The 26,951-nt window shown below is 67.2% G+C and carries 24 protein-coding genes and 1 tRNA gene; 17 read left to right on the top strand and 8 right to left on the bottom strand.

Annotation, left to right across the window (positions count from 1 at the left end; translation table 11 throughout):
• Positions 1-80 precede the first annotated feature (80 nt).
• The 4 genes from DIE11_RS07350 (at position 81) to DIE11_RS07335 (ending at position 3,818) form a co-directional block, all read left to right on the top strand.
• The gene (locus tag DIE11_RS07350) at positions 81-1,124 is read left to right on the top strand and encodes a porin (RefSeq protein ID WP_124622533.1); all 1,044 of its coding nucleotides are present in this window, start codon (positions 81-83) and stop codon (positions 1,122-1,124) included.
• A gap of 22 nt (positions 1,125-1,146) precedes the next feature.
• Positions 1,147-2,364, top strand: a complete 1,218-nt coding sequence (locus DIE11_RS07345) for an MFS transporter (protein WP_124622531.1) — start codon at positions 1,147-1,149, stop codon at positions 2,362-2,364.
• A gap of 16 nt (positions 2,365-2,380) precedes the next feature.
• On the top strand, positions 2,381-3,490 hold the full coding sequence (locus tag DIE11_RS07340) for a class II histone deacetylase (RefSeq protein ID WP_124622529.1): 1,110 nt from the start codon (positions 2,381-2,383) through the stop codon (positions 3,488-3,490).
• Positions 3,491-3,587: 97 nt separating this feature from the next.
• Positions 3,588-3,818 carry a hypothetical protein gene (locus DIE11_RS07335; protein ID WP_124622527.1) on the top strand — a complete coding sequence of 77 codons (231 nt, stop codon included), beginning with the start codon at positions 3,588-3,590 and terminating at the stop codon, positions 3,816-3,818.
• Positions 3,819-3,932: 114 nt separating this feature from the next.
• On the opposite strand, the gene DIE11_RS07330 is transcribed toward DIE11_RS07335, so the two are convergent.
• Both DIE11_RS07330 and DIE11_RS07325 read right to left on the bottom strand, forming a co-directional pair.
• Complete coding sequence (locus tag DIE11_RS07330) at positions 3,933-4,223, bottom strand: hypothetical protein (protein ID WP_124622525.1); 291 nt, start codon at positions 4,221-4,223, stop codon at positions 3,933-3,935.
• A 185-nt stretch (positions 4,224-4,408) separates the two neighbouring features.
• Positions 4,409-4,495, bottom strand: a tRNA-Leu gene (locus tag DIE11_RS07325).
• Between the two features lie 245 nt (positions 4,496-4,740).
• On the opposite strand from DIE11_RS07325, the gene hpnD reads away from it, so the two are divergent.
• The gene (hpnD, locus tag DIE11_RS07320) at positions 4,741-5,574 is read left to right on the top strand and encodes a presqualene diphosphate synthase HpnD (protein WP_124622523.1); all 834 of its coding nucleotides are present in this window, start codon (positions 4,741-4,743) and stop codon (positions 5,572-5,574) included.
• 24 nt (positions 5,575-5,598) lie between these two features.
• Here the strand turns inward: hpnD and DIE11_RS07315 are convergent, their stop codons facing one another.
• The 3 genes from DIE11_RS07315 to DIE11_RS07305 form a co-directional block, all read right to left on the bottom strand.
• The gene (locus tag DIE11_RS07315) at positions 5,599-6,822 is read right to left on the bottom strand and encodes a DUF1501 domain-containing protein (protein ID WP_124622521.1); all 1,224 of its coding nucleotides are present in this window, start codon (positions 6,820-6,822) and stop codon (positions 5,599-5,601) included.
• Between the two features lie 67 nt (positions 6,823-6,889).
• Positions 6,890-8,374 carry a DUF1800 family protein gene (locus DIE11_RS07310; protein ID WP_124622519.1) on the bottom strand — a complete coding sequence of 495 codons (1,485 nt, stop codon included), beginning with the start codon at positions 8,372-8,374 and terminating at the stop codon, positions 6,890-6,892.
• A gap of 120 nt (positions 8,375-8,494) precedes the next feature.
• Positions 8,495-8,773 (bottom strand): hypothetical protein, encoded by a 279-nt coding sequence (locus tag DIE11_RS07305; RefSeq protein ID WP_124622517.1) that lies wholly within the window; start codon positions 8,771-8,773, stop codon positions 8,495-8,497.
• Between the two features lie 258 nt (positions 8,774-9,031).
• Between DIE11_RS07305 and ompR the strand changes: the two genes are divergently transcribed.
• The 4 genes from ompR to DIE11_RS07280 all read left to right on the top strand — a co-directional run bounded on the left by ompR (position 9,032) and on the right by DIE11_RS07280 (position 12,510).
• Positions 9,032-9,766 carry a two-component system response regulator OmpR gene (gene ompR, locus DIE11_RS07295; RefSeq protein ID WP_004192636.1) on the top strand — a complete coding sequence of 245 codons (735 nt, stop codon included), beginning with the start codon at positions 9,032-9,034 and terminating at the stop codon, positions 9,764-9,766.
• A gap of 40 nt (positions 9,767-9,806) precedes the next feature.
• On the top strand, positions 9,807-11,168 hold the full coding sequence (locus DIE11_RS07290; protein WP_124622512.1) for an ATP-binding protein: 1,362 nt from the start codon (positions 9,807-9,809) through the stop codon (positions 11,166-11,168).
• 189 nt (positions 11,169-11,357) lie between these two features.
• Positions 11,358-11,906: a peroxiredoxin gene (locus DIE11_RS07285; RefSeq protein WP_059599970.1), complete on the top strand. Its 549-nt coding sequence runs from the start codon at positions 11,358-11,360 to the stop codon at positions 11,904-11,906.
• Positions 11,907-11,982: 76 nt separating this feature from the next.
• On the top strand, positions 11,983-12,510 hold the full coding sequence (locus DIE11_RS07280) for a carboxymuconolactone decarboxylase family protein (protein ID WP_044843722.1): 528 nt from the start codon (positions 11,983-11,985) through the stop codon (positions 12,508-12,510).
• A 143-nt stretch (positions 12,511-12,653) separates the two neighbouring features.
• Here DIE11_RS07280 and ispF read toward each other — a convergent pair whose 3' ends face one another.
• Both ispF and ispD read right to left on the bottom strand, forming a co-directional pair.
• Positions 12,654-13,139: a 2-C-methyl-D-erythritol 2,4-cyclodiphosphate synthase gene (gene ispF / locus DIE11_RS07275; protein ID WP_057925367.1), complete on the bottom strand. Its 486-nt coding sequence runs from the start codon at positions 13,137-13,139 to the stop codon at positions 12,654-12,656.
• 28 nt (positions 13,140-13,167) lie between these two features.
• On the bottom strand, positions 13,168-13,878 hold the full coding sequence (ispD, locus tag DIE11_RS07270; RefSeq protein WP_059599969.1) for a 2-C-methyl-D-erythritol 4-phosphate cytidylyltransferase: 711 nt from the start codon (positions 13,876-13,878) through the stop codon (positions 13,168-13,170).
• A gap of 108 nt (positions 13,879-13,986) precedes the next feature.
• Between ispD and mfd the strand changes: the two genes are divergently transcribed.
• The 4 genes from mfd to DIE11_RS07250 all read left to right on the top strand — a co-directional run bounded on the left by mfd (position 13,987) and on the right by DIE11_RS07250 (position 20,457).
• Positions 13,987-17,457, top strand: coding sequence for a transcription-repair coupling factor (mfd, locus tag DIE11_RS07265; protein ID WP_124622510.1), 3,471 nt, complete (start codon positions 13,987-13,989; stop codon positions 17,455-17,457).
• A gap of 96 nt (positions 17,458-17,553) precedes the next feature.
• A complete protein-coding gene (argE, locus tag DIE11_RS07260; protein ID WP_124622508.1) occupies positions 17,554-18,774 on the top strand; it encodes an acetylornithine deacetylase in 1,221 nt (406 codons plus the stop codon).
• A 59-nt stretch (positions 18,775-18,833) separates the two neighbouring features.
• A complete protein-coding gene (locus tag DIE11_RS07255) occupies positions 18,834-19,853 on the top strand; it encodes a threonine/serine dehydratase (protein WP_124622506.1) in 1,020 nt (339 codons plus the stop codon).
• A 133-nt stretch (positions 19,854-19,986) separates the two neighbouring features.
• Positions 19,987-20,457 (top strand): DUF3574 domain-containing protein, encoded by a 471-nt coding sequence (locus DIE11_RS07250; RefSeq protein WP_260437094.1) that lies wholly within the window; start codon positions 19,987-19,989, stop codon positions 20,455-20,457.
• A gap of 88 nt (positions 20,458-20,545) precedes the next feature.
• Here DIE11_RS07250 and DIE11_RS07245 read toward each other — a convergent pair whose 3' ends face one another.
• Entirely contained in the window at positions 20,546-23,065 is a 2,520-nt protein-coding gene (locus tag DIE11_RS07245) for a penicillin-binding protein 1A (RefSeq protein WP_124622504.1), read from the bottom strand.
• Between the two features lie 437 nt (positions 23,066-23,502).
• Between DIE11_RS07245 and DIE11_RS07240 the strand changes: the two genes are divergently transcribed.
• The 4 genes from DIE11_RS07240 to DIE11_RS07225 all read left to right on the top strand — a co-directional run bounded on the left by DIE11_RS07240 (position 23,503) and on the right by DIE11_RS07225 (position 26,895).
• Positions 23,503-24,183 (top strand): PspA/IM30 family protein, encoded by a 681-nt coding sequence (locus tag DIE11_RS07240; RefSeq protein WP_044843730.1) that lies wholly within the window; start codon positions 23,503-23,505, stop codon positions 24,181-24,183.
• Between the two features lie 78 nt (positions 24,184-24,261).
• Positions 24,262-25,437: a tetratricopeptide repeat protein gene (locus DIE11_RS07235; RefSeq protein ID WP_124622502.1), complete on the top strand. Its 1,176-nt coding sequence runs from the start codon at positions 24,262-24,264 to the stop codon at positions 25,435-25,437.
• Between the two features lie 248 nt (positions 25,438-25,685).
• Positions 25,686-26,117 (top strand): large conductance mechanosensitive channel protein MscL, encoded by a 432-nt coding sequence (gene mscL, locus DIE11_RS07230; protein WP_059599962.1) that lies wholly within the window; start codon positions 25,686-25,688, stop codon positions 26,115-26,117.
• A 331-nt stretch (positions 26,118-26,448) separates the two neighbouring features.
• Positions 26,449-26,895, top strand: a complete 447-nt coding sequence (locus tag DIE11_RS07225; protein ID WP_027784713.1) for a hypothetical protein — start codon at positions 26,449-26,451, stop codon at positions 26,893-26,895.
• Positions 26,896-26,951 lie beyond the last annotated feature (56 nt).

Genomic DNA, 26,951 nt, shown 5'->3' with positions numbered 1-26,951 from the left:
TTCAGCGGTTTTCCCGCTGCCGACACTGCGTCGCGACAACGCCAACAACAAACGATGCAGGAAGGTATGGAGAACCCCACGTGATGACATCCCGCTTCATCCGCACGGCGACCGCCGCGGCGCTCGCCGCGTGCAGCCTTGCCGCGCACGCGCAATCGACCCTCACGCTGTATGGCGCGCTCGACGCCGGCGTGCAGTACCTGACGCATGCCGACGGACGGCACGCGGCCGTGCAGTTGCAGAACTACGGCATCCTGCCGTCGCAGGTCGGGCTGAAGGGCACCGAGGATCTCGGCGGCGGCTGGCGCGCCCTGTTCAAGCTCGAACAGGGCATCAACATCAACGACGGCACCTCGACCGTGCCGGGCTACGCGTTCTTCCGCGGCGCGTACGTCGGCATCGCGGGGCCCGTCGGCACCGTGACGCTCGGCCGGCAGTTCAGCGTGCTGTTCGACAAGACGCTGTTCTACGACCCGCTGTGGTACGCGTCGTACAGCGGCCAGGGCGTGCTCGTGCCGATGACGGCCAACTTCATCGACCACTCGATCAAGTACCAGTCTCCGACGTTCGCCGGCTTCGATGTCGAGGCCCTCGTCGCCACCGCCGGCGTCGCGGGCAATACGCGCGCAGGACGCGTGCTCGAGCTCGGCGGTCAGTACGCCAGCAACGGGCTGTCGATCAGCGCGGTGCTGCATCAGGCGCACGGCGACGCGTCGGCCGCGGACGACGCCTCCGCGCGCCGCCGCGAACTCGGCACGCTCGCCGCGCGTTACGCGTTCGCGACGCTGCCGCTCACGCTCTACGCGGGCATCGAACGCCTGACTGGCGACCTCGATGCGGCGCGCACGATCGTCTGGGGCGGCGCCCGTTATCTGACGTCGGGTGGAATCGGGCTGAACGCGGGCGTCTATCACACCGATTCGCACACGCCGGCGATCGGCCACCCGACGCTGTTCATCGCGAGCACCACCTACGCGCTGTCGAAACGCACCGTCGCCTACGTGAACCTCGGTTATGCGCGCAACAGCGGCCAGAGTTCGCAGACCGTCTACGAATACGACCCGACACCGCTCGCCGGCGCATCGCAGTTCGGCGCGATGGTCGGCATGTATCACCTGTTCTGATTCCGTCCAGCGAGATCCCGCCATGAAAACCCTTTGCTCCGATGCCGCGCTGCCGTCCGACGGCCGCGCGTCCCCGTTCGCGCGCTCGACGCTCGTCGCACTCGTCGTGTTCGCGGCCATCACGCCGCTGCTGCTGCTCGTCGCGCCGGCCGTCGCCGGTCAGCTCGCGACGCAGCTCGGGCTGTCCGCGTCGCAGATCGGCACCTACTTCTTCGTCGAACTCGGCACGTTCAGCCTCGCGACCCTGCCGTCGTACCTGTGGCTCGGCCGCGTCGATGCGCGCCGCGTCGCTGCGTGCGCGATCGCGCTGTTCGGCGCGGGCAATCTCCTGACCGCGTTGTGGATGCCCGGCTTCGTCGCGCTGCTCGCGCTGCGAGCCGTCACCGCGCTCGGCGGCGGCTCGCTGATGGTGCTCTGCATGACCAGCGCGGCCACGAGCGGGAACAGCGATCGCGTGTACGGGCTGTGGGTCGTCGGCCAGTTGATCGCCGGTGCGATCGGCCTGTTCGTGCTGCCGCACGTGTTCGCCGCGTTCGGGCTGCGCGCGCTGTACGTCGCGCTGGCCGCGCTCGCGCTGCTTGCCGCACCACTGTCGCGCGGCTTTCCGGCGACGCTCGGTGCGCGGACCGCGTCGGTCCGGGCCGCGCGCGGCGCGGCGACGGATGCGTCACGGCGCTTCGTCGTGCTCGCGATCGGTGCGGTACTGAGCTTCTATCTCGCGATCGGCAGCGTGTGGACGTTCGCGAGCCGCGCGGCGGCGGAGGCCGGACTCGACCCGCGGTCGATCGGCAACGTGCTCGCGATCGCGAGCGTAATGGGGATTGCCGGCGCGGCGCTCGCATCGTGCGCGGGCGGCCGGCTTGCGCGGCGCACGATGCTCGCCGCCGGTTACGCGCTGCTCGCGGCGTCGCTCATCGCACTCGCCGCGCTGCCGCATGCGGGTGGCTACAGCGCCGCGATCTTCGCGTTCAAGTTTGCGTGGACATTCGTACTGCCGTTCATTCTCGCGACTGTCGCGCAGATCGATACGTCCGGGCGGCTCGTCGCGACGCTCAATTTCGTGATCGGCGCGGGCCTCGCGGCCGGCCCGCTCCTCGCCGGCCTTTTGCTCGACGCGGGCGGCACGATGCCCGTGCTGTTCGCGGCCGCGACGGCCGTCGCGATCGCGTCGTTTGCCGCGCTGCGCCATATCGATCGGCGCGCGCGGACTTCCGTGACTTCCGCTTCCTCCCAACCGTGACAGGTCAAAACCATCCATGAATCGCACTGCCTTCTTCACCGACGAACGCACCTTCTGGCACACCGGCGGCACGCACGCGCTGTTCTTCCCGGTCGGCGGCTGGGTCCAGCCGCCGTCGAGCGCCGGCTACGCGGAATCGCCCGATTCGAAGCGCCGCCTCCTGTCGCTCGTGCAGGCTTCGGGCCTGGCCGACCACCTCGACATGCGCGGTGCCGCGCCGGCCACCACCGGCGATCTGTTGCGCATCCATCCGGCAAGCTATCTCGACGCGTTCCGCGCGCTCAGCGATGCGAACGGCGGCGACCTCGGCGATCTCGCGCCGTTCGGCAAGGGTAGCTACGAGATCGCCGCACTGTCGGCGGGCCTCGCGATAGCGGCGGTCGACACCGTCGTCGCCGAGCGTGCGGCCAACGCGTTCTCGCTGTCGCGGCCACCCGGCCATCACTGCCTGCGCGACCGCCCGATGGGCTTCTGCCTGCTCGCGAACATCCCGATCGCGATCGAGGCCGCACGCGCGAAGCATGGCATCGACCGCGTCGCGGTGATCGACTGGGACGTGCATCACGGCAACGGCACGCAGTCGATCTACTACGACGATCCGGACACGCTGACGATCTCGCTGCATCAGGACCGCTGCTTTCCGCCCGGCTACAGCGGCGGCGACGAGCGCGGCGCAGGCGCGGGCGTCGGCGCGAACCTGAACGTGCCGTTGCTCGCGGGTAGCGGCGACGACGCGTATCGCCATGCGTTCGAGCGGATCGTGCTGCCGGCGCTGGAGCGGTTCCGGCCGGAGCTGATCGTCGTCGCGAGCGGCCTCGATGCGAACGCGGTCGATCCGCTCGCGCGCATGCAATTGCATACAGAAAGTTACCGGTACATGACGCGCTCGGTGAAGGAGGCGGCGCAGCGCCACTGCGGCGGACGGCTCGTGATCGTCCACGAGGGCGGCTATTCGGAGGCGTATGTGCCGTTCTGCGGACTCGCGATCGTCGAGGAACTGGCCGGCATCCGCACCGATGTCGCCGATCCGATGCTCGATCTCGCGATCGCGCAGCAGCCGGGCGATCGGTTCCTCATGTTCCAGCGCGAACTGCTCGACGAACTTGCCGTGTCGTTCGGCTTGTAACGCACGCTCACCAACGATGCGGGGCCAGCCCTTGCGCGATCGGTACGGATAGGGTTTCCTGTGTCTTTACACCTGCCAGGTCCGGCCCCCTCTTCAGATGAATTCGTCTTCGCGCGATCCCGACACCAACGACAAACCGCGCCGCCAGCCGTCGAAGCTCGCACTGAATATCGCCGCCGTGCTGGTCGGCCTCATCACGTTCGCGATCGGCGCGGCGTGGTTGATCTATAGCTGGATCGTCGATCGCGAAGCGCAGTATTTCGCGATTCCGCTGGTGTTCTCGGTGCCGGTGATCGTGGCGGTCGCGGTGCGGAGTTTTTGGGACTAGGCACGCTCGAAACGACAAAGCGCCGCGGTCGGTGGACGCGCAGCGCCTTCTTTCATCAGGTGCAGGCGGGTATCTGCGACGGGCAGCAAGCCTCTCCGTTCGGCCTGGAACCGTTCACAGGCCCGCGTGTGCGCACGGATTCGCGATCGGCCCCTGATAGCCGTGGATGGCGCTCAGCGCGGAACCCACCAGCACCGTGCCGACCGATTTCAGGACGGCTTCCGTCGTCGGCGGCTCACCGCTCGAGATGGGCCGCCCCGAGTAGGCCATGCACTCCGGGGACGGCGCGATCGCCTGCACGGGCTGTGCGCTCCATACGACGTTGTCGGCAGGCGTGGCAGCAAACGCCGGTATCGCCAGCGTCAGAGAAAGAGCGGAAATCAGCATGCGTGCGGTGTTGGGCATCGATGGTCCCCGGTTGGACAACCCACGTGAATGAATGGCTTTGTTCAGAATAAACGCAGCCGGTTTTCCGTGCCCGCGAAAGCGTGCGCACTCCCCGCGGCGCCGCACCAACAAAAAAGCGCTGCCGGTCAGCCGACCGGCAGCGCTTTCTCGGAACGGCCCTTAGCGGGGCACGTTCGACTTCGTGGTGCGTGAGGCCGGACTCGAACCGGCACACCCTTGCGGGCGTCAGGACCTAAACCTGGTGCGTCTACCAATTTCGCCACTCACGCAAATATCCGCCGCCTCAGCGCATGGCACGCAAGATGCGTTCTCCACGCGCCCGGGACTTGCCGGGGCTTCGTATCGGCACGAAAACCGGCACGCCCGATCAGGCGAGCGCGAGATTCTACCCGATCTGTGCAGCATTGTCTCGCCCTACCGGCGCCCGTCGAAGAGCGGTGCTAGAATGCCGCGCTCGAGTGCCGGCCATGCGCCGGCGCGCGTCCCCGAATCCGCCTCCGCCACGATCCCACCCGTGAACTTCGACGACTACTGTCAGCAAAAGGCCGCCCCCGCGGGCTCCAGCGTCTACTACGCGCTGCGCCAGGCGCCGCTCGCCGCCGAACCGCGCCTGACGGCCCTGTTCGCGCTGCGCCGCGAACTGGAGGAAACCGTCAAGGAAACCAGCGATCCGACCGTCGGACACACGAAGCTCGCGTGGTGGCACAAGGAACTCGCGGCGCTCGCCGCCGGCGAACCGTCGCATCCGGTCACGAAGGCGCTCGCGCAACACCACCCGGCGATCGGGGCCGAATCCGATGCGCTGCGCACGCTCGTCAACGGTTACGGGATGGATCTCGAACAGGCGCGCTATCTGGATTTCGCGAACCTGGAGCGCTACATCGCGCAGGTCGGCGGCACCTTCGCGTCGCTGGTCGCCCGCGCAAGCGCCGCGAATCCGGCCGCCCCGCAACCGTGGGCCGCGGATGCCGGCCGCGCGCTGATGCTCGCGCAATTCGTGCAGGAACTCGGCAACGATGCGCGCCACGGCCGCATCTATCTGCCAATCGACGAACTGCAGCGCTACAACGTGACCGCTGCCGACCTGCTGAACCGCCGCTACAGTCCGGCCTTCACCGAGCTGCTGCAGTTTCAGACGGGCCGCGCGCGCGAAGCGCTGGCCGCCGCCGACGCGGCGGTCCCCGCATCCGAACGCCGCGCGCAACGCACGCTGCGCGCGCAGATTGCACTGGCCGGTGCACTGCTCGACGAAATCGAGCGCGACGGCTACCAGGTGCTGCACCAGCGCATCGCGCTGACACCGATCCGCAAGCTGTGGATCGCGTGGCGCGCCGCGCGCCGGCGCTGATCCGCGCCGTCACCCTCCCAAGCGTCACACCTTCAGCAGCGGCAGCGTATCGAATCGTTGCTGCAGTACGTGCGTCGCATCGAGCCCCCACCACGGCCCGAGCACGGTCGCATACAACTGGCGGAAATCGACCGCGACCGGCAGGTTGCCGTTGCCGTCGAGATGCCCGAGTGCCGGCGCCGCGCCGTACAGCCCGCCGGCAACGCGGCCGCCCATCACGAAATGGGGCGCAGCGGTACCGTGATCGGTGCCGTTGCTCTGGTTCTCGCGCACGCGCCGTCCGAATTCCGCATACGTCATCACGAGCGTCTGGTTCCAGCGCCCGAGTTCGATCAACGCGCCGCGCATCGCACTCATCCCTTCCGCGAACTGCTTGAGCAGCGCTGCCTGCTGCCCCGGCTGGTTCTGGTGCGTATCGAAACCGTTGAGCGTGAGCCGCAGCACCGCGACGCCATCCTGCGCGCCGGGCCCCGACGCCTCGCATGCGGCGAGCACCTGCATCGCGGTCTTCACCGACGTACCGAACGTGCCGGCCGGAAAAGCCGTCTTGAACTCGCGCATCCCGCCGCGCGGGCGCAGCCGGTCGGCCGCCTTCACGATATCGTTCTCGACGTCGATGATGTGCGCGAGCGCCGGGTTCCGCTCGCGCAGCGACGACGGTTCGGCCAACCTCGCCGCGCGGACGAACTGCGCAGGATTGACGAGCGCGATCGCGCGCGCGCCGTTCGCGAGCGGCCCCATCTCCGCGCTGCCGAGCACGACGCCGTCGGCAGCGAAGCCGGGCGGCACCGGCGCCTGCGCGAACGTGCGCGTGAGCCAGCCTTCGTGCAGGTACTGGTCCGAGCGCGACGCGGTATCCCAGATCTCGATCGAGCGGAAATGCGACAGGTTCGGCTGCGGGTAGCCGACGCCCTGCACGACAGCGACCTGCCCGTCGCGCCACAGCGGCATCAACGGCGCGAGCGACGGGTGCAGCCCCGTATGCGCATCGAGCTGCAGCACGTGGTCGCGCGCGATGCCGATGCTGCGGCGGAACTGGTAATAGAGCGGATCGGCATACGGCACCACCGTGTTGAGGCCGTCGTTGCCGCCCTTCAGCTCGACGAGGATCAGCACGTTCGCGTAGCCGGCCGCCGGCTGCCGCCCCGCCGCGGCCATCGATGTCGCCGCCTGCGCGGGCGACTGCCACAGTGACACGCCCGCCGCGGCCGCGGCGCCCGTCAGCGTCAGAAAATCACGTCGGTTCATCGTGCATCCTTCGGTTCGCCGCGCGGCGCGGCCATCGCGGCAGCGCGCCGGTTCATCGTCGTTTCGGTCATTTCAGTTGGTAGGCCGGATCCATCAGCAGCGCCTCGAGATACGCGCTGCCGGTCGAGTCCGTATCGATTGCCGCGACCGGCGACAGCGGCAGCACCGCGTGCTGCAGTTGAAGCTCGGTCGACAATCCGGCAATCGCCTGCGGCCGCGCACGATACTGCGCAAGCCAGCGTTCGAGGTCGAATCGCAGGCCGCCGCGCGCAGGTTTCGCTGGCGCGTCGCGCATGTCGGCAACCGGTATCGGTTGCGCACGCGCATTCGGCGACGGTGCCGCCATCGCACGCGCGGGCGCCCGCATGCCGACGGTCTCGGTTGCGCGGAACAACTGCTCGACGAACTGCTTGCGCGCGAGCAGCGTCGTGCTGTTGATCCACATCGCACCACCCGGCCAGCCCTTCACGTTCGGCGGATAGAACAGGTTCTGCCCGAGCGTGCGCACGGTGTTCGCGAGCATTTGCGGATCGCCATACGCGACGTCGAACAACCGCATCGATCCGACGACGAACTCGGCCGGCGACTTCACGAGCACGCCGCGATTGCGCGGATCCCAGAATTCGTCGGTCGACCAGAGCGCTGCGAGCGCCGCGCGTATGTCGTAGCCGCTCGCGCGAAACCGTTCGGCGACGACATCGAGCACGCCGGCATCGGGCGCATCGGACACGAACTCGCGCCACAGCTTGCCGGCGATGAAGCGAGCGGTGTCGGGCCGCTTCAACAGGATGTCGAGAAAGCCGTCGCCGTCGAACGCACCGGTCTGGCCGAGTATCGTCTTGTCGCCGGCGTCGTGCCATTCGGGCCGAACCACGAAGCGCAGCGTATCGGGGTCGACGCTCCAGCCGGTCATCGCGCGCGCGGCCTCGGTCACGTCGTGCTGCGTGTAATGCCCTTCGCCGAGCGTGAACAGCTCCATCACCTCGCGCGCGAAATTCTCGTTCGGACGGCCCTTGCGGTTACTCGCCCCGTCGAGATACTGAAGCATCGCCGGATCCTTCGCGACCGCATGCAGGAGCGTGCCGAAGTTGCCGAGCGCCTCGCGGCGAAACAGCGCATTTTGCGCGGCCATCGTCTGCGGATACGGGACCTTGTCCTGCCCGGATGTGAAATGCCCGTGCCAGAACAGCGTCATGCGCTCGGTGAGCGGCGTCGGCGTCACGACCATCTCGTTGACCCAGGCCGCGCGCAACGCATCGTAGCGGCAATTGCGTTCGCGCTGCTCGTCGCGCCGCATGTCGGGGGTCAGCGCCTGTCGCTGTGCGCGGGTCGGCGGCAGCTCGGCGAGCCAGTCGGGCCAGGTCGTCACGGGGTCGCGGCGCACGTTGCCGAGCGTATCGGCCACGACCTGCGCGCGCGTCATCCCGACGATGCGGGCGACCTCGGCCGGTGCGGGAGAAAAGCCGGTGCGGCTCAGGAAGAACAGCGCATCGTCGGCGTCGAGCGGCGCCTGCATCGCGGGCGATGCCGGGACGGCAACGTTCGCTTTCATCGTCGTGGACTCCCGGAACGCACCGGCGGTGCGGATGCCGGTACAACGGCAGCAGGCATCTGAAAGTTGACGGGAAAATTGCTACGGAATCTTTCCGCGCCGTGCAGGATCGCGTGCGTGTCAGCGCTTGTACAGCTCGCGAACGGCGTCCTCGATGTGCTGGCGCAACAGGTGGCGCTCCTCGGGTGTCATGTGCCCGTCGCGGCGGCGCTGTTCGAGATCGGGAGGCACGGCGGAACGGACCGCCATGTCGGCGGCACGGTCGGGCTGCGGCGCTTTGCCGCGCTGCAGCTTGCGCGACGAGGCGCCCTGCTCGGGGCGCTGCGCATACGCGAAGTTCGACGCATATGGACCGGCAAGTGCGATCGTCAGCATCAGTGCAATCCGGGCAGATCGCATGACCGTCCTCGCTTCTCTGGTCGATTTGTTCCCTTCGTCACGCGGCAACCGGTTACCTCTGGTACTTGAAAAACCCTGCGGAATTCGGGCGTACAAAGATGAAAGATGGAGTGCAGGGGAGTATCTACCGAATTTCGGCTTCGAGTAAAGGAATCTCTATAGCCTGCCTTTACTCCGCGCGACACTACGGGTAAATTTTGTAACGGACTGTAACGCGCGAAAATACGCAACCGTGCGTGATTTCGCATTCGCGATAAGATGCCGCTCATGGAAACGAAAAACCCCTCCAAGATTCTCGTCGTCGACGACGACCCGCGCCTGCGCGATCTGCTGCGCCGCTATCTCGGCGAGCAGGGTTTCAACGTGTACGTCGCGGAAAACGCGACCGCGATGAACAAGCTCTGGGTGCGCGAGCGCTTCGACCTGCTCGTGCTCGACCTGATGCTGCCGGGCGAGGACGGCCTGTCGATCTGCCGCCGCCTGCGCGGCAGCAACGACCGCACGCCGATCATCATGCTCACCGCGAAGGGCGAGGACGTCGACCGCATCGTCGGCCTCGAGATGGGCGCCGACGACTACCTCCCGAAGCCGTTCAATCCGCGCGAACTCGTCGCGCGCATTCACGCGGTGCTGCGCCGCCAGGCGCCGGCCGAACTGCCGGGCGCGCCGTCGGAAACCACCGAGGTGTTCGAGTTCGGCGAGTTCTCGCTGAACCTCGCCACGCGCACGCTGACGAAGTCGGGCCAGGAAATTCCGCTGACGACCGGCGAATTCTCGGTGCTGAAAGTGTTCGCGCGCCATCCGCGCCAGCCGCTGTCGCGCGAAAAGCTGATGGAGCTCGCGCGCGGCCGTGAATACGAAGTGTTCGACCGCAGCCTCGACGTGCAGATCTCGCGCCTGCGCAAGCTGATCGAACCGGATCCGGGCAGCCCGCGCTTCATCCAGACCGTCTGGGGCCTCGGCTACGTGTTCATTCCGGACGGCGCCGCCTGATCTTTTTCCTTTTCGGTTTCGCCCGTCCACGGCCCGTCCCATGCGTATCGACCGGCGCCTCCTGCAGCTCGCGTTCGGCGGGCTGTTCTGGCGCACCTTCCTGCTGATCGCGCTGCTGATCTCGGTCAGTCTCGCCGCGTGGTTCCAGAGCTTTCGCGTCATCGAGCGGGAGCCGCGCGCGCAGCGCGTCGCGCTCCAGCTCGTCGCGATCGTGAAGCTCACCCGCACCGCCCTGCTCTATTCCGATCCCGATTTGCGGCGCGCGCTGCTGCAGGATCTCGAGAGCAACGAGGGCGTGCGCGTGTACCCGCGCGAAAAGACCGACAAGTTCAAGCTGCAGCCCGACGAATCGCTGAACCGCCTGATCGAACACGACATCCGCAGCCGTCTCGGCGACGATACCGTGATCGCGCAGTCGGTCAACGACATCCCGGGCGTGTGGATCAGTTTCAAGATCGACGACGACGACTACTGGGTCGCGCTCGACCGCGACCAGCTCGACAGCGTCACGGGCCTGCAGTGGGCCGGCTGGGGCCTGTTCGCGCTCGCGCTGTCGCTGTTCGGCTCCGCGTTCATCACGAGCCTCGTCAACCGGCCGTTCTCGCGGCTGGCGCTCGCCGCGCGCCAGGTCGGTTCCGGCCAGGCGCCCGATCCGCTGCCCGAGCGCGGGATGGGCGTCGCGGCCGAGACCAACCGCAGCTTCAACCAGATGGTGCGCGATCTCGAACAGCTCGAGGCCGACCGCGCGCTGATGCTCGCGGGCATCTCGCATGACCTGCGCACGCCGCTCGCGCGGCTGCGCCTCGAGACCGAGATGAGCCCGTCCGACCAGGCGACCAAGGACGCGATGGTCGACGACATCGAGCAGATGGACCGCATCATCGCGGCCTTCATCGATTACGCGCGCCCGTCGCAGCGCAAGCCCGAGCCCGTCGACCTGTCGTCGATCGTGCAGGAAGTCGCGGCGCGCGTGTCGGGCGAAGACGGCGTCGAGATCCGCACGCGGCTCGCGGCGACCGCCGTGATCGAAGCCGACGAGACCGACATGCGCCGCGTCATCGGCAACCTCGTCGAGAACGCGCGCAAATACGGCCAGAGCCGCGACGACGGCGTGTCGCGCATCACGCTCGAGACGCGCGTGACGCACGCGCGCGTCGAATTGTCGGTGAGCGACGAGGGCCCCGGCATCCCCGAAGACCAGCTGCCGCTCGTGATGCGGCCGTTCTACCGCGTCGACACGGCGCGCACCAAGGCGGACGGCACGGGGCTCGGCATGGCGATCGTGCTGCGCCTCGTCGGCCGCTATCGCGGCGCGCTGCGCCTGCGCAACCGCAGCCCCGAAGCGGGCCTCGAAGTCACCCTCGAATTCCCCGGCGCCGGCAAGACGCGTGCGACGGCGTGACGCGTTCGCGCACGCTTCTTGCGCGTCACACTATCGGCGCGGTTGAAAAAAACTATGGGGATCGTTAGTCAAAATCTATTGAAGCGCTTTGTTAATAGTGTTATAGTCCTACTCATGCTGTCACACCAACGTTGCAGCACCGAGGTAGCTTGACTCAGTCTTCTTCCCAACTCATACAGGAGTATCCGCATGAAAACCGTGGGCGATAAACTCGAAGCATTCACCGTCGTAGCCGCGAAGCCGGGCTTCAACAATCACGAGGAAAACGGCCAGTCGGCATTCGAGACCATCACCGAAGCGTCGTTCCCGGGCAAGTGGAAGATCATCTACTTCTATCCGAAGGATTTCACGTTCGTGTGCCCGACGGAAATCGTCGAGTTCGCGAAGCTGACGAAGCAGTTCGAAGAGCGCGACGCCGTCCTGCTCGGCGGCAGCTCGGACAACGAGTTCGTGAAGCTCGCATGGCGCCGTGAGCACAAGGACCTGAACAAGCTGAACCACTACTCGTTCGGCGACGTCAAGGGCGAGCTGATCGACCAGCTCGGCGTGCGCGACAAGGAAGCCGGCGTGGCCCTGCGCGCAACGTTCATCGTCGATCCGGACAACACGATCCAGCACGTTTCGGTGAACAACCTGAACGTCGGCCGTAGCCCGGAAGAAGTCCTGCGCATTCTGGACGGCCTGCAAACGGACGAACTGTGCCCGTGCAACCGTGCAGTCGGCGGCGCAACGCTGTAAGCGCATCGATGCACGAAGCCCGCGGAGCACGTCCTGCCTGCGGGCTTTTTTAACGGCCAACCCATAGGAGATATCAATGGAATTCATCGACTCGATTAAGGCACGCATCCCCGACTACGCGAAGGACATTCGCCTGAACCTCGACGGCACGATCTCGCGCTCGTCGCTCGAAGGCACCGATGCAGTCGGCGTCGCGCTGGCGGCGGCGGTCGCGGCGAAGAGCACCGTGCTCGTGAAGACGATCCGCGAAGCCGGCGTGCTGTCGCCCGAAGAGACGAACGCCGTGCTGACGGCGGCCGCGCTGATGGGGATGAACAACACCTGGTATCCGTATGTCGAGATGGCCGACGACGCCGACCTGAAGACGCAGCGTGCCGAGCTGCGGATGGGTGCGTATGCGTCGCACGGCGGCGTCGACAAGCGCAGGTTCGAGATGTACGCGCTCGCCGCATCGATCGTCGGCAAGTGCCACTTCTGCGTGAAGTCGCACTATGCGCTGCTGAAGAACGAGCAAGGGATGACGACGACGCAGCTGCGCGACGTCGGCCGCATCGCGTCGGTGATCAACGCTGCCGCGCAGGTGATCGCCGCCGAAGGCGAATAAGCCGTCGCGCAAGCGGCAACGCGGTGCAATGCAGCGGCCATGCGCGCCGCACCGCGCCGCAAATGAAAAATGCCACGCAAGCGCGTGGCATTTTTCATTCCGGCGGCGCAACCGGCGCGCCGCTTCGGACCGGCTTCAGGCGCTCACGCGCCCTGCTTCACCAGGAGTGCAGCGGCCTGCGCCTCGATGCCCTCGCCACGGCCGAGATAGCCGAGCTTCTCGTTGGTCTTCGCTTTCACGTTCACGCGCTCGAGCGGCAGCCCGAGATCGGCCGCGATGTTCGCGCGCATCCCGTCGATGTGCGGCGCGAGCTTCGGCGCCTGAGCGATCACCGTGCTGTCGACATTCTGGATCGTGAAGCCGGCCGCCTTCACGCGGGCGACGCACTCGCGCAACAGCACGCGGCTGTCCGCGCCCTTGAACGCCGCGTCGGTGTCCGAGAAATGGCGGCCGATGTCGCCCAGCGCCGCCGCACCGAACAGCGCGTCGGTGATCGCGTGCAGCAGCACGTCCGCGTCCGAATGACCGAGCAGGCCGCGCTCGTAAGGAATCGTCACGCCGCCGATGATGAGGGGGCGCCCAGGGACGAGCTGGTGCACGTCGTAGCCTTGTCCGATTCTGAAATCCATGCGTATTCCGGTTGAGATGAGGTGAAAGTCAGGAAGCGTTCGCGGGGCGCGCGAGGATCGCTTCCGCAAGCGCGAAATCTTCCGGGTACGTGACCTTGAAGTTGCGCAGGCTGCCCTGCACGACGCGCGGCGTATGGCCGGCCCATTCGATCGCGCTGGCCTCGTCGGTCAGGTCGTGCCCTTCGCGCTGCGCGCGCAGGATGGCGTCACGCAGCATGCCGATGCGGAACATCTGCGGCGTCTGCGCCTGCCACAGCGCGTCGCGCGATTCGGTGCGCGCGATCGCGTCGCCGCCAGCCGGCACGCGCTTGAGCGTATCGGCCACCGGCAACGCGACGATGCCGCCGACCGGGTCGTCCTTCAGCGTCGCGACCAGCGTGCGGATCAGCTCCGGCGTGATGCCCGGGCGCGCAGCGTCGTGGACCAGCACCCAGTCCTGGTCGCTCGCGCCGAATTCGGCCAGCTCGAGCAGCCCGTTGAGCACCGACGCCTGCCGCGAGCCGCCGCCGCAGCGGCGCACCGCGAAGCGCAGGCCCGCGAAGCGGCGCGCGTCGAAGTGCGTGTCGTCGGGCGCGAGGACGACGAGCGTCTGCGCGAATTCACTGCACGCGTCGAACGCGGCAAGCGTGTAATGCAGGAGCGCACGGCCGGCCAGCGTGCGGTATTGCTTCGGCACGGCCGAACCGGAACGGCTGCCCGTGCCGGCGCAAGGAATCAGGGCGAAAAGTCGGGGAGTCACGAAGGGGAAACGCCGGAAAGATGAAATCGAGAAGCGGATTTTATAATAGGTCTTTCGTCTCGACCGGCGCGCCGCGATGCGCCCGTGCCCGCCACCCCTGCCGTCCCTATGCCAGACAACGCTTCCACCCCGTTCGCTTCGCCCGTCGCCCGCGTCAAACCGGGCCAGCGGTTCGCCTTCGACGGCGCGCACGGCTCCGCCGACGCACTCGCCATCGCCCGCTATCTCGCCGACAACCGCGACGCGGTCCCGCTCCTCGCGGTGATCTGCGCGAACGCGGTCGACGCGCAGCGGCTGTCGCAGGAAATCCGCTACTTCTCGCCCGATGCGCGCGTGCGCCTGCTGCCGGACTGGGAAACGCTGCCGTACGACACGTTCTCGCCGCACCAGGATCTCGTCTCCGAGCGCCTCGCGACGCTGCACGACCTCGGCGAGGGTCGCTGCGACATCCTGCTGGTGCCCGCGACCACGGCGCTGTACCGGATGCCGCCCGCGTCGTTCATGGCCGCGTACACGTTCGCGTTCGCGCAGGGCGAGCGGCTCGACGAGGCGAAGCTGAAGGCGCAACTCACGCTGGCCGGCTACGAGCACGTGAGCCAGGTCGTGCGACCCGGCGAATACTGCGTGCGCGGCTCGCTGATCGACCTGTACCCGATGGGCTCGCCGCTGCCGTACCGGATCGACCTGTTCGACGACCAGGTCGACTCGATCCGTGCGTTCGATCCCGATACGCAGCGCAGCCTCTACCCGGTGCGCGACGTGCGCCTCCTGCCCGGCCGCGAGTTTCCGTTCGACGAAGCCGCGCGCACGGCCTTCCGCAGCCGCTGGCGCGAAACCTTCGAAGGCGACCCGAGCCGCGCGCCGATCTACAAGGACATCGGCAACGGCGTGCCGTCGGCCGGCATCGAGTATTACCTGCCCCTCTTCTTCGACGAGACGGCCACGCTGTTCCACTACCTGCCGCCGGATGCGCACCTCGTGTTCACCGGCGACCTCGAAGCGTCGATCCGCCGCTTCACGGCCGATACGAAGCAGCGTCACGCGTTCCTCGCGCACGATCGCGAGCGGCCGATCCTCGAGCCGCAGCGCCTGTTCCTGTCCGACGAGGATTTCTTCGCGTTCGCGAAGCCGTTCGCGCGCGTCGTGCTGCCCGCGCAGCCGGCCGGCGGCTGGGCGACGGGCCTGCCCGAGCTCACCGTCGACCGCCATGCGGACGATCCGCTCGCCGCGCTGCGCACGTACGTCGAATCGTCGGGCAAGCGCGTGCTGCTGACGGTCGAATCGGCCGGCCGCCGCGAAACGATCCTGCAACTGCTCGCCGAGCATCACCTGCGCCCCGCGTCGAACGACCACTTCGCAGGCTGGCTCGAAAGCGACGCGCCCTTCGCGCTCGGCGTCGCGCCGCTCGCGAGCGGCTTCGCGGTGCCGGGCGAAGGCTACGCGATCGTCACCGAAACCGAGTTGTACGGTGCGCTCGGCCGCCGCGCCGGGCGCCGCCGCCAGGAACAGGCGAGCAACGTCGACGCGATGGTGCGCGACCTGTCGGAACTGAAAGTCGGCGATCCGGTCGTGCATGCGCAGCACGGCATCGGCCGCTACATGGGCCTCGTGTCGATGGATCTCGGCGAAGGCGAGACCGAGTTCCTGCATCTCGAATACGCGGGCGACAGCAAGCTCTACGTGCCGGTCGCGCAACTGCACGTGATCTCGCGTTACAGCGGCGCCGATCCCGACAGCGCGCCACTGCACGCGCTCGGCTCGGGCCAGTGGGAGCGCGCGAAGCGCAAGGCCGCGCAGCAAATTCGCGACACGGCCGCCGAGCTGCTGAACCTGTATGCGCGCCGCGCGGCCCGCGAAGGCCACGCGTTCGCGCTCGACCCGCGCGACTACGTGAAGTTCGCGGAAAGCTTCGGCTTCGAGGAGACGCCCGACCAGGCCGCGGCGATCGCGGCCGTGATCGGCGACATGACGAGCGGCAAGCCGATGGACCGCCTCGTGTGCGGCGACGTCGGCTTCGGCAAGACCGAGGTCGCGCTGCGCGCCGCGTTCATCGCGGTGATGGGCGGCAAGCAGGTCGCGCTGCTGTCGCCGACCACGCTGCTCGCCGAGCAGCACACGCAGACCTTCGTGGACCGCTTCGCGGACTGGCCGGTGCGGATCGTCGAGCTGTCGCGCTTCAAGACCGCGAAGGAAGTGAACACGGCGATCGCGCAGATCAACGAAGGCAGCGTCGACATCGTCATCGGCACGCACAAGCTGCTGTCGTCGGACGTGCAGTTCAAGCGCCTCGGCCTCGTCATCATCGACGAGGAACACCGCTTCGGCGTGCGCCAGAAGGAAGCGCTGAAGGCGCTGCGCGCGGAAGTCGACGTGCTGACGCTCACCGCGACGCCGATCCCGCGCACGCTCGGGATGGCGCTCGAGGGGCTGCGCGATTTCTCGGTGATCGCGACCGCGCCGCAGAAGCGGCTCGCGATCAAGACCTTCGTGCGGCGCGAGGAGGAAAGCGTGATCCGCGAGGCGATGCTGCGCGAGCTGAAGCGTGGCGGCCAGGTGTATTTCCTGCACAACGAGGTCGAGACGATCGAGAACCGCAAGGCGATGCTCGAGGAACTCGTGCCCGAGGCGCGCATCGTGATCGCGCACGGCCAGATGCACGAGCGCGAACTCGAACGCGTGATGCGCGATTTCGTCGCGCAGCGCGCGAACGTGCTGCTGTGCACGACCATCATCGAAACCGGCATCGACGTGCCGAGCGCGAACACGATCATCATGCATCGCTCGGACAAGTTCGGCCTCGCGCAGCTGCACCAGTTGCGCGGCCGCGTCGGCCGTTCGCACCACCAGGCGTATGCGTACCTGCTGGTCCACGACCCGCAGTCGCTGACCAAGCAGGCGCAGCGCCGGCTCGAGGCGATCCAGCAAATGGAGGAACTCGGTTCGGGCTTCTATCTCGCGATGCACGACCTCGAGATCCGCGGCACCGGCGAGGTGCTCGGCGACAAGCAGTCGGGCGAGATCCACGAGATCGGCTTCCAGCTTTACACCGACATGCTGAACGACGCGGTGAAGGCGCTGAAGAACGGCAAGGAGCCCGACCTCACCGCCCCGCTCGCCGCGACGACGGAAATCAACCTGCATGCGCCCGCGATCCTGCCTGCCGACTACTGCGCGGACGTGCAGGAGCGGCTATCGCTGTACAAGCGTCTCGCGAACTGCGAGCACGGCGACGCGATCGACGGTATCCAGGAAGAGCTGATCGACCGCTTCGGCAAGCTGCCGCCGCAGGCGCACGCGCTCGTCGAGACGCACCGGCTGCGGATCGCCGCGAAGCCGCTCGGCATCGTCAAGATCGACGCGAGCGAGGCGGCGATCGGGCTGCAGTTCGAGCCGAATCCGCCGATCGACCCGATGCGGATCATCGACATGGTGCAGAAACACCGGCACATCAAGCTCGCGGGCCAGGACAAGCTGCGCATCGAGACGCGCTCGCCGGATCTCGCGATCCGCGTATCGACGATCAAGGAAACGCTGCGCGCACTCGCGCCGCGCGCCGACGCGGCGAGCGCGGCACGTTGACCACACGGCCGCGATGCTGCACCGCATCGCGGCCGGTGAAGGCGGGCGAACGCGTTTTTGAGTATGATTTTCCCATTCATCAGACGGAGTTTTGCCATGTCCACTCTCGACGCGACGGCGCCGTCCGCCGCCGACCAAGGCGACGCTTCGCTCGTCAGCCTGCCCTGGATCAAGCAGTTGGTGTCGATGGACACGACGAGCCGCGTGCCGAACCTCGGCCTGATCGAAACGGTGCGCGACGCGCTTGCCGCGAAGGGCATCGCGTCGACGCTCACGCACGATCCGCGCGAAGGCTGGGCCAACCTGTTCGCGACGGTGCCCGCGCACGACGGCTCGACCGACGGCGGCATCGTGCTGTCGGGGCACACCGACGTCGTGCCGGTCGACGGCCAGCAGTGGGACAGCAACCCGTTCGCGCCGGAGCTGCGCGACGGCCGCCTGTATGGCCGCGGCACGTGCGACATGAAGGGCTTCATCGGCACGGCGCTCGCGCTGCTGCCCGAGATGCAGGCGACGAAGCTCGCGAAGCCGATCCATTTCGCGCTGTCCTATGACGAGGAAATCGGCTGCGCGGGCGCACCGCTTCTGATCGCCGATCTGGTCAAGCGCGGCGTGAAGCCGTCCGGCTGCATCGTCGGCGAGCCGACCAGCATGCGGCCGATCATCGCGCACAAGGGCATCAACGCATATCGCTGCTGCGTACGCGGCCACGCGGCACACTCGTCGCTGACGCCGAAGGGCCTGAACGCGATCGAGTACGCGGCGCGCCTCATCTGCCACATCCGCGACATCGCAGAGCGCTTCCGCGCCGAAGGCCCGTTCGACGAGCTGTACGACGTACCGTTCACGACCGCGCAAACGAGCACGATCCAGGGCGGCAACGCGATCAACACGGTGCCGGCCGAATGCCGGTTCGACTTCGAGTTCCGCAACCTGCCGACGCTCGATCCCGAGCAGATCTTCACGCGCATCGAAGCGTATGCGCAGGAAACGCTGCTGCCGCAGATGCGTCGCGAGCATCCGAACGCGGCGATCGAGTTCTCGAAGATCGCCGCCGCACCCGGGCTCGATGCGACCGAACAGGCCGCGATCACGCAGCTCGTGCGCGCGCTGACGGCCGACCAGGACAAGCGCAAGGTCGCATACGGCACCGAGGCTGGCCTGTTCGAACGCGCGGGCATCCCGAGCATCGTCTGCGGGCCCGGCAACATCGAACAGGCGCACAAGCCGAACGAATATGTCGAACTCGCGCAGCTCGCCGCCTGCGAGCAGTTCCTGCGCAAGTTCATCCGCAGCATGTCGGTCGACGCACACTGACTGCCCCCGCCACGCCGGCCTGCGTGTGCGGGCCGGCCCACCCCGCCACCCGCCACGTCATGTCGACTGAACAACAGGGCACTGCCCATACGACGATCGACGGCGAGCCGATTCCGACGCTCGACGAAATCGCCGCGCAGCATTTCGCGTTGTCGCCGTGGGTCGCGCGCACGCCCGTGTTCGAGCGCGCCGACCTGCCTTCCCTCGAGGGCACGCACGTCAACTTCAAGTTCGAGCTGCTGCAGGTGAGTGGCAGCTTCAAGGCGCGTGGCGCGTTCACGCACCTGCTGGCCCTCGACGAAGCGCGCAAGAGCGCCGGCGTCACGTGTGTGTCGGCCGGCAATCATGCGGCAGCCGTCGCGTACGCGGCGATGCGGCTCGGCAGCAGCGCGAAGGTCGTGATGTTCCATACCGCGAGCCCGGCGCGCATCGCGCAGTGCAAGCAGTACCGCGCGGAAGTCGTGCTCGCCGGCAGCGCGTCGCAGGCATTCGACCTCGTGCGGCGGATCGAGGCCGAGGAAGGCCGCTTCTTCATCCATCCGTTCAACGGCTATCACACGATTCTCGGCACCGCGACGCTCGGCTACGAATGGGCAACGCAGACACCCGATCTCGACGCGGTGATCGTGCCGATCGGCGGCGGCGGGCTCGCGGCCGGCATGGCGACCGCGCTGCGGCTCGCGAATCCGCGCGTGCACGTGTATGGCGTCGAACCGGAAGGCGCCGACGCGATGAGCCGCAGCTTCGCGGCAAATCACACGATCACGATGAGCGCGATGCAGACCATCGCCGACTCGTTGATGGCACCGCACACCGAGGAATACAGCTACCAGCTGTGCAGGCGCCACGTCGACCGGATCGTCACGGTGTCCGACGACGCGCTGCGCGCGGCGATGCTGTTCCTGTTCTCGCACCTGAAGCTGGCGGTCGAACCGGCGTGCGCGGCAGCGCTCGCGGCGCTGCTCGGCCCGCTGCGCGAAACGCTGCAGGGAAAGCGGGTCGGCGTGCTGCTGTCGGGCACGAACACCGACCCCGCGACGCTCGGCATGCATCTCGCGCACGCGAAACTGCAGCACTGAAGCCGTGCACGGCACCGAGGGTTATCCCCAGTTTATGTTGACAGCCCTGTTGATAACCCGCCGGACATGCACGCAAGTGATTGAGCGCGCAGCGTTTTACGCGCGCGAGGCATGCCGGACGCGAAATAGGCAGATGCCGTCTTCGAACGCACGTCCCGCGACGTGGCGGCGTCGCGCGCACCACGCGATCGGCGCCGCCGCCATCGCGCTGCTCGCTGGTTGCGCGGCACCGCCCTCGCCCGTCATCGACACGCCCGCGGCCTGCGTGCAGCCGAACGCGCACCAGATGCTTCAGGCCGACCTGCTGTTCGGGCGCGCAATCGCCGGACGCGGCCCCGTCACCGATGCGGAACGTGCGGCCTTCCTCGCCGACGTCGTCACGCCACGCTTTCCGGACGGCTTCACGTACTGGGACACCCACGGCCAATGGCGCGACCGCGCCACCGGCCAGATCATCCGCGAAGCAAGTTTCGTGGTCCGCATCGTCGCCGACGATACGGCCGCCACGCACGCGCGGCTTGCCGAGATCCGGCAAGCGTACCGCGAGCGCTTCCGGCAGGAGTCGGTCGGCATCACGCGCGTGCCGGCCTGCGCGTCGTTCTGACTCGTCCGCATCGACCGACGCGCGGCGATGCGCAAAAAAAAACGGGCGCCCGAAGGCGCCCGTCGCATGCGAGACATCCGCGTTTCGCTTACTTGCTCTCGAACATGTCCATGATTTGCTGCTTCTCCTGCTGCGTGACGGGCGGCGGTGCGAGCCCCTCCGAGCCGGCCGAGCCGAGCGCGTCGTTCGCGCTGATCGCGTTCGCGGCCGGGTTGATGTCCACGCTCGCGACGAAGCCGTTGCCCGGCGTGCGATCAGCGTAGTAAAGCTCGCCGTCGATCGACGTCAGCCCGTCCGGCATCGGCATCTGCTGCTCGGGTACGCCATTCAGCGCGGTGCGCATGTAGTTCACCCAGATCGGCAGCGCGAGCTGCGCGCCGAATTCGCGACTGCCGAGGCTCTTCGGCTGGTCGAAGCCCATCCATGCAACGGCGACGAGCGACTGCTGGTAGCCGGCGAACCAGCCGTCCTTCGCATCGTTCGTCGTACCCGTCTTGCCCTGCAGGTCGCTTCGGCCGAGCGCGTTGGTGCCCGCGCCCGTGCCGGCCGTCGCGACCGTATGCAGCAGGCTGTTCATCACGTATGCGTTGCGGCCCTCGATCGTGCGCGGCGCGGTGCCGCCGGCGATCACCGGCTGCGACTTCTGCAGCGGCTGGCCGCGCGCGTCGTCGACTTCGGCGATCAGGTACGGATCGACCTTGTAGCCGCCGTTCGCGAACACCGCATAGCCGGTCGCGAGCTGCAGCGGCGTGACGAGGCCGGCACCCAGCGCCATCGGCAGGTACGGCGGCGTCTTCGCCGGATCGAAGCCGAAGCGCTGCGTCACGTACTCCTGCGCGTACTGCGTGCCGATCGACGCGAGGATCCGGATCGACACGAGGTTCTTCGAACGCTGCAGGGCCGTACGCATCGACATCGGCCCGTCGGGCTGGTCGTCGTCCTTCGGCTCCCACGCGGTGCCGCCCGGCACGCTCGGCGGGAAGTACAACGGTGCGTCGTTGATGATCGTCGCCGGTCCGAGGCCCTTGTCGAGCGACGCCGAATAGATGAACGGCTTGAACGACGAACCCGGCTGGCGCCACGCCTGCGTCACGTGGTTGAACTTGCTCTTGTTGAAGTCGAAGCCGCCGACGAGCGAGCGGATCGCACCGTCCTGCGGCGCGATCGCGACGAGCGCGCCTTCGACCTGCGGCAGTTGCACGACCTGCCAGCCCGCGTTGCCGTCCTTCAGCACGCGCACGATCGAGCCCGGCTTGATCCGCAGCGTCGCGTTCGCGCGCGGGCTCAGCGCGGCCGACACGAAGCGCAGCCCGGGCGGGCCGATCGTCGTCGTCGCGCCGCCGACGAACTGCACCTCGACCGCGTTCGGCGCCGCAGCCAGCACCACCGCCGACTGCAGGTCGCCGTTGTCCGGGTGATCGGCGAGCGCATCGTCGATCGCCTCGTCGCGATCGTCGCCGGCCGCCGGCAGGTTGATCGAGCCTTCCGGCCCGCGATAGCCGTGGCGGCGCTCGTAATCGAGAATGCCGCGACGCACGGCCTGGTACGCCGCTTCCTGGTCGGCCGAGTTGATCGTCGTCGTGACGGTCAGCCCGCGCGTATAGGTTTCATCCTTGTACTGCTGATACATCATCTGCCGCACCATCTCGGCGACGTATTCGCCGTGCACCGCGTACTGGTTGCCCGGCGTGCGCACGTGGATCTCTTCCTTCACCGCCTGGTCGTACTGCGGCTGCGTGATGTAGCCGATCTCGAGCATGCGCTTCAGGATGTACTCCTGACGCACCTTCGCGCGCTTCGGATTGACGACCGGGTTGTATGCGGACGGCGCCTTCGGCAGCCCCGCGAGCATTGCCGCTTCCGCGAGCGTGATGTCCTTCAGGTCCTTGCCGAAATACACGCGCGCGGCGGCCGCGAAACCGTACGAGCGCTGGCCCAGGTAGATCTGGTTCATGTACAGCTCGAGGATCTGGTCCTTCGTCAGGGCCTTTTCGATCTTGTACGCGAGCAGCATCTCGTAGATCTTGCGCGTATACGTCTTCTCGCTCGACAGGAAGAAGTTGCGCGCGACCTGCATCGTGATCGTGCTCGCGCCCTGGCGCGCGCCGCCGTGCATCAGGTCGGCGACGCCCGCGCGCAGGATGCCGAGGAAGTCCACGCCGCCGTGCTCGTAGAAGCGGTAGTCCTCGATCGCGAGCACCGCCTTCTTCATCACGTCGGGAATGTCCTGGAAGCGCACGAGGCTGCGGCGCTCCTCGCCGAACTCGCCGATCAGCACGTGGTCGGCGGTGAACACGCGCAGCGGCACCTTCGGCTGGTAGTTGGTCAGCGCATCGAGCGACGGCAGTTGCGGCGCCATCACGACGAGTGCGTAGCCGACGATCAGCGCACCGACGATCGCGAGCGTCGCGAACAGGCCGACGAACCACAGCGCGACGCGCGAGCCGAACGAGCGGCGATCGGCGCCCCCGCCTCCGCGGCGCTGCGCGCGACGGTCGTCGCCGCGGTCGTCGTCATCGGGGTAATAGGCCCCCGACGGCGAACGGCGCAACGTGTAGTGAGGCTCGTTTCGGTCGGAAGGAGAAGACGGTCGTTTGATAATTGGCATGTCGGAATGGCGGGCGGCGTGGCGCCCTCGGACGCATGCGGAAAATGCAAGCGGATGAATCAGAGTGGGTGCATCGTGGCAACTGTCACGTCGACAGACCCCGCCGCGCGGCGATCCGTTCCCGCGACGTGACAGCGCATTTTAATGAAATCGACCGATCGGCTTCGCGATTTTTTGTAAAAATTCCCGCACAAGCGTGAATTGCGGAACGTATTGGCGCGATGCTCCGCCTATCATGGACTCGCAACCCGGTGCGTGCGGCGATGTTTCTTTCAGATGCGAAAGGTTGAAGTCCGCACGCGCATGGCGCTTGAACTCCGGCACTTAAGCCGTATTTAAGGGGCCGGCGGTGTAATATCCGCCAGCTCACGCGGGTCGGAACCGATTCGCGACGGGCATTGCCGCTGACGCGGCACCTTTCAACCACGGAGGATTTCATGTCGCTTTTCGACTCTGTTTCGCGCACGATCAAAGGCCTGCTGAACGACGCGGCCGACTCGGTACAGGATCCGTCGCGCGACGCACGGCAGATCGTGCGGGAGCTCGACGACAGCATCGGCCGTGCCGAGAATTCGCTGATCGAGATCGAGGCACAAGTCGCGACCCAGCGCAGCAAGCGCGATGCGGCCGACGACAAGGTGAAGAAGTACGAGGACGGCGCGAAGCGCGCGCTGCAGGCCGGCGACGAAGCACTCGCACGCGAGGCGCTCGCCGCGCAATCGAACGCGGAAGCCGAGCGCGATGCGCTCGCGGCCGAACTCACGACGCTCGAGCCGTCGGTCGACAAGCTGAAGGGGCAGATCGCCGACATGCGTCAGCGCCGCAACGACCTGAACGCACGCTCGAACATCCTGCAGGCCAAGCAGGAAATCGCGCAGGCGAAGGACGTCGCGGCCAGCGCGCTGGGCGGCATCGGCGGCAAGAACCTGTCCGAGGATTTCCAGAAGCTCGAGGACAAGGTCGCGCTGCAGAACGCACGCTCGGACGCCCGCCTGAATTCGGCCGACACGTCGAGCGGCAAGGCGCTCGACGACAAGCTCGCCGCGCTGAACAAGGGCCCGTCGGTCGAGGACCGCCTCGCCGCGCTGAAGAAGCAGCTCGACACGCCCGCGCAGTAACGGCAACCGCGCCGCGGCCCGCCGGGCCTGCGGCGCGCACCGATCGTCAGGAGACGGGCGCTTGCGCCCGGTTCGACCATGAAGAAATCTCTCGCCGCTCTCGGCCTCTCGCTGATGCTGCTGTCGTCCGCCGCGTTTGCGGTCCCGTCGCTGCAGCAGGTCGAGCAATCGATCGCGCAGCGCAACTGGCAGCAGGCCGACACGCAGCTGTCGCAAGTCATCGACGCGCATCCGAACAACGCGCATGCGCGCTACCTGTACGCACAGGTGCTGGACCGCGAAGGCCGCGCGTCCGACGCGCTCGCGCAACTGCAGCGAGCGAAGTCGCTCGATCCGCAACTGCGCTTCACCGATGCGGCGCGTTTCGCGCAGACCGAATCGCGCATTCGCGCGGACGCCGCGCGCACAAGCGACAACGCACCGTCGGCCACCCAGGCCGGTTCGTTGCAGTCGTCGCTCGCCCCCGCCGCGCCGGTCGCGAAACACGGTCCGTCGATCGGCATGTGGATCGGCCTCGGGCTGATCGTCGCGATCATCGCGCTGGTGCTGCGCTGGACCTTGCGGCGCGCACGCTCCGCCGATAACAGCCGCGCCGACGACGAACGCCGCAGGCAGTTGAAACGCGCGACCGACGTGCTGAACGACATCCGTCCGCTGAAACTCGACGCGAAGCTGTCGACGGCGCCGGGCGCCGCCGCACTCACCGGCGAACTCGAAGGCATCGAGACCGATGCACGCACGCTCGTCGAGGCGCTGTCGAACGGCAAGAACCCGGTGCCGCCGTATCGCATCGACGAACTCGAACAGCGACATGCGAGCGTGAAGGCACGCGTCGAAGGCCGCCCCGATCCGAGCGCGCAACCCGCGGCGCCCGCAAACGGCAGCGGCTCCGTGTATGCGCAGGAAGCCGATCGCGTGACCGGCATGCAAGGCCAGCCCTATCAGCAGCAACCGTACCCGCAGCAGCCGTACCCGCAACAGCAGCCGCCCGTCGTGGTCCAGCAAGGCGGTGGCTTCGGCGGTGGAATGGGCGGGCTGCTGACGGGCGTGCTGCTCGGCGAGGCGATGTCCGGCGGCCGCGAACGCGTGGTCGAACGCGACGTGATCGTCGACGACCAGCGCCGGCGCCAGGAGAACAACGATCCGGGCTTCGACCTCGGCCGCGGCGACAACTCGAACTGGAGCGACGGCAACGGCGGAGGCAGCGTCGATCTCGGCAGCAACGACGACGGCTGGACCGACGACAACACCTGAGCAGTCCACACGCGGGCGTTGACGCATCGCGCCGCGCCCGCCCTCCTTACACCGCGCTTCCTTTCATTTCCGCTCGCACGGCGCCCTCCGTGATTTGTTAATCATTTCAAGATGGGCTACCGGCAATGGGGCACGTTCGCTATCATGCGGCCATCGGCGTGCCTCCGGTCCCCTCCGACCCGCCAGACGCTTCGCAGCCCTGCGCGTCGCGGCACGCCTCCCCTCGCCCAACTAGGAGAAAGCCGCTCATGAGCATAATCAAGGAATTCAAGGAGTTCGCCGTCAAAGGCAACGTGATGGATCTCGCCGTCGGCGTGATCATCGGCGGCGCATTCTCGAAGATCGTCGACTCGGTCGTGAAAGACCTCATCATGCCGGTCATCGGCGTGCTGACGGGCGGTCTGGATTTCTCGAACAAGTTCGTTCTGCTCGGCACCATCCCTCCGTCGTTCAAGGGTAATCCCGATTCGTTCAAGGACCTGCAGGCTGCGGGCGTCGCCGCATTCGGCTACGGCTCGTTCATCACCGTGGCGATCAATTTCGTGATCCTCGCATTCATCATTTTCCTGATGGTGAAATTCATCAACAAGCTGCGCAAGCCGGAAGAAACCGCGCCGGCCGCGACGCCGGAAGACACCGTGCTGCTGCGCGAGATCCGCGATTCGCTCAAGCAACGCTGAGCACCGCGCCACGTAGCATCCGCCGGGCCCGCCAAGTGCGGGCCTTTTTCATGGGCACGCGCCGCGCGTGGCCCATCTCACTTTTTTGTGACGCGCGAATGCACGCGCGGGAAAAGCAGGTCTATGATGGAGACTAAACGACAGTACGGGCGCCAAGACGCTGGCTGTGTCGATCATCGTGGCAAGCGGGTCGACGGGAGACATTGATCGTCGTACCGCACGAGTGCAGCATTTTCGTGTGCTATAAAGGATCGACATGCGGCGTACATAGCCGGGAGTGGGTCGCATGAAAGTGCCGCATTTCTTGCAATTGTTTTTGAGGCGAGTGTTTATGTCCTTCCCGAAAAAACGTCGACGTGCGCAACAGGACGGCCAGGAGTCGTTCCTCGCGGTATTGCGCCACTCGAAACCGTTCGCGCAGCTCGACACCAAGATTGCCCGCGCCCGTGCGCAGGACGAACCCGTCCTGTATGCGCATGTGCTGCCCGGCCTCGACGTGCTCCTGTGCAGCGTGCGCGGCGCTCAGCCGCCCTATCCGGCCATCGCCGAACTGCGCAAGCGCTGCATCGAATCGATCGCCAACGCACTCGAACAACCGCTCGACGGCCTCGAGAACGGCGGGTACTGGTACGAGGCGAACGGCTTCGGCTTCCTCGTGTTCGCGAGCCGCGCCCGCGCGCGCATCCTGCCCGAATTTGGTGCAGGCACGAAGGCGAGCCTGCGCGGCGGCCTCGGACGCCAGAACGCCGGCGACACGACACCGCGCTCCCTCGGCTGAACCGACACCGACACGATGGGCCGCCTCCGGGCGGCCCATCGGCCATTCAGGCTTCC

The organism is Burkholderia sp. Bp9012 (assembly GCF_003853825.1).
Classification (GTDB): Bacteria; Pseudomonadota; Gammaproteobacteria; order Burkholderiales; family Burkholderiaceae; genus Burkholderia; species Burkholderia diffusa.
This window is presented reverse-complemented; position numbering and strand designations above follow the sequence as displayed.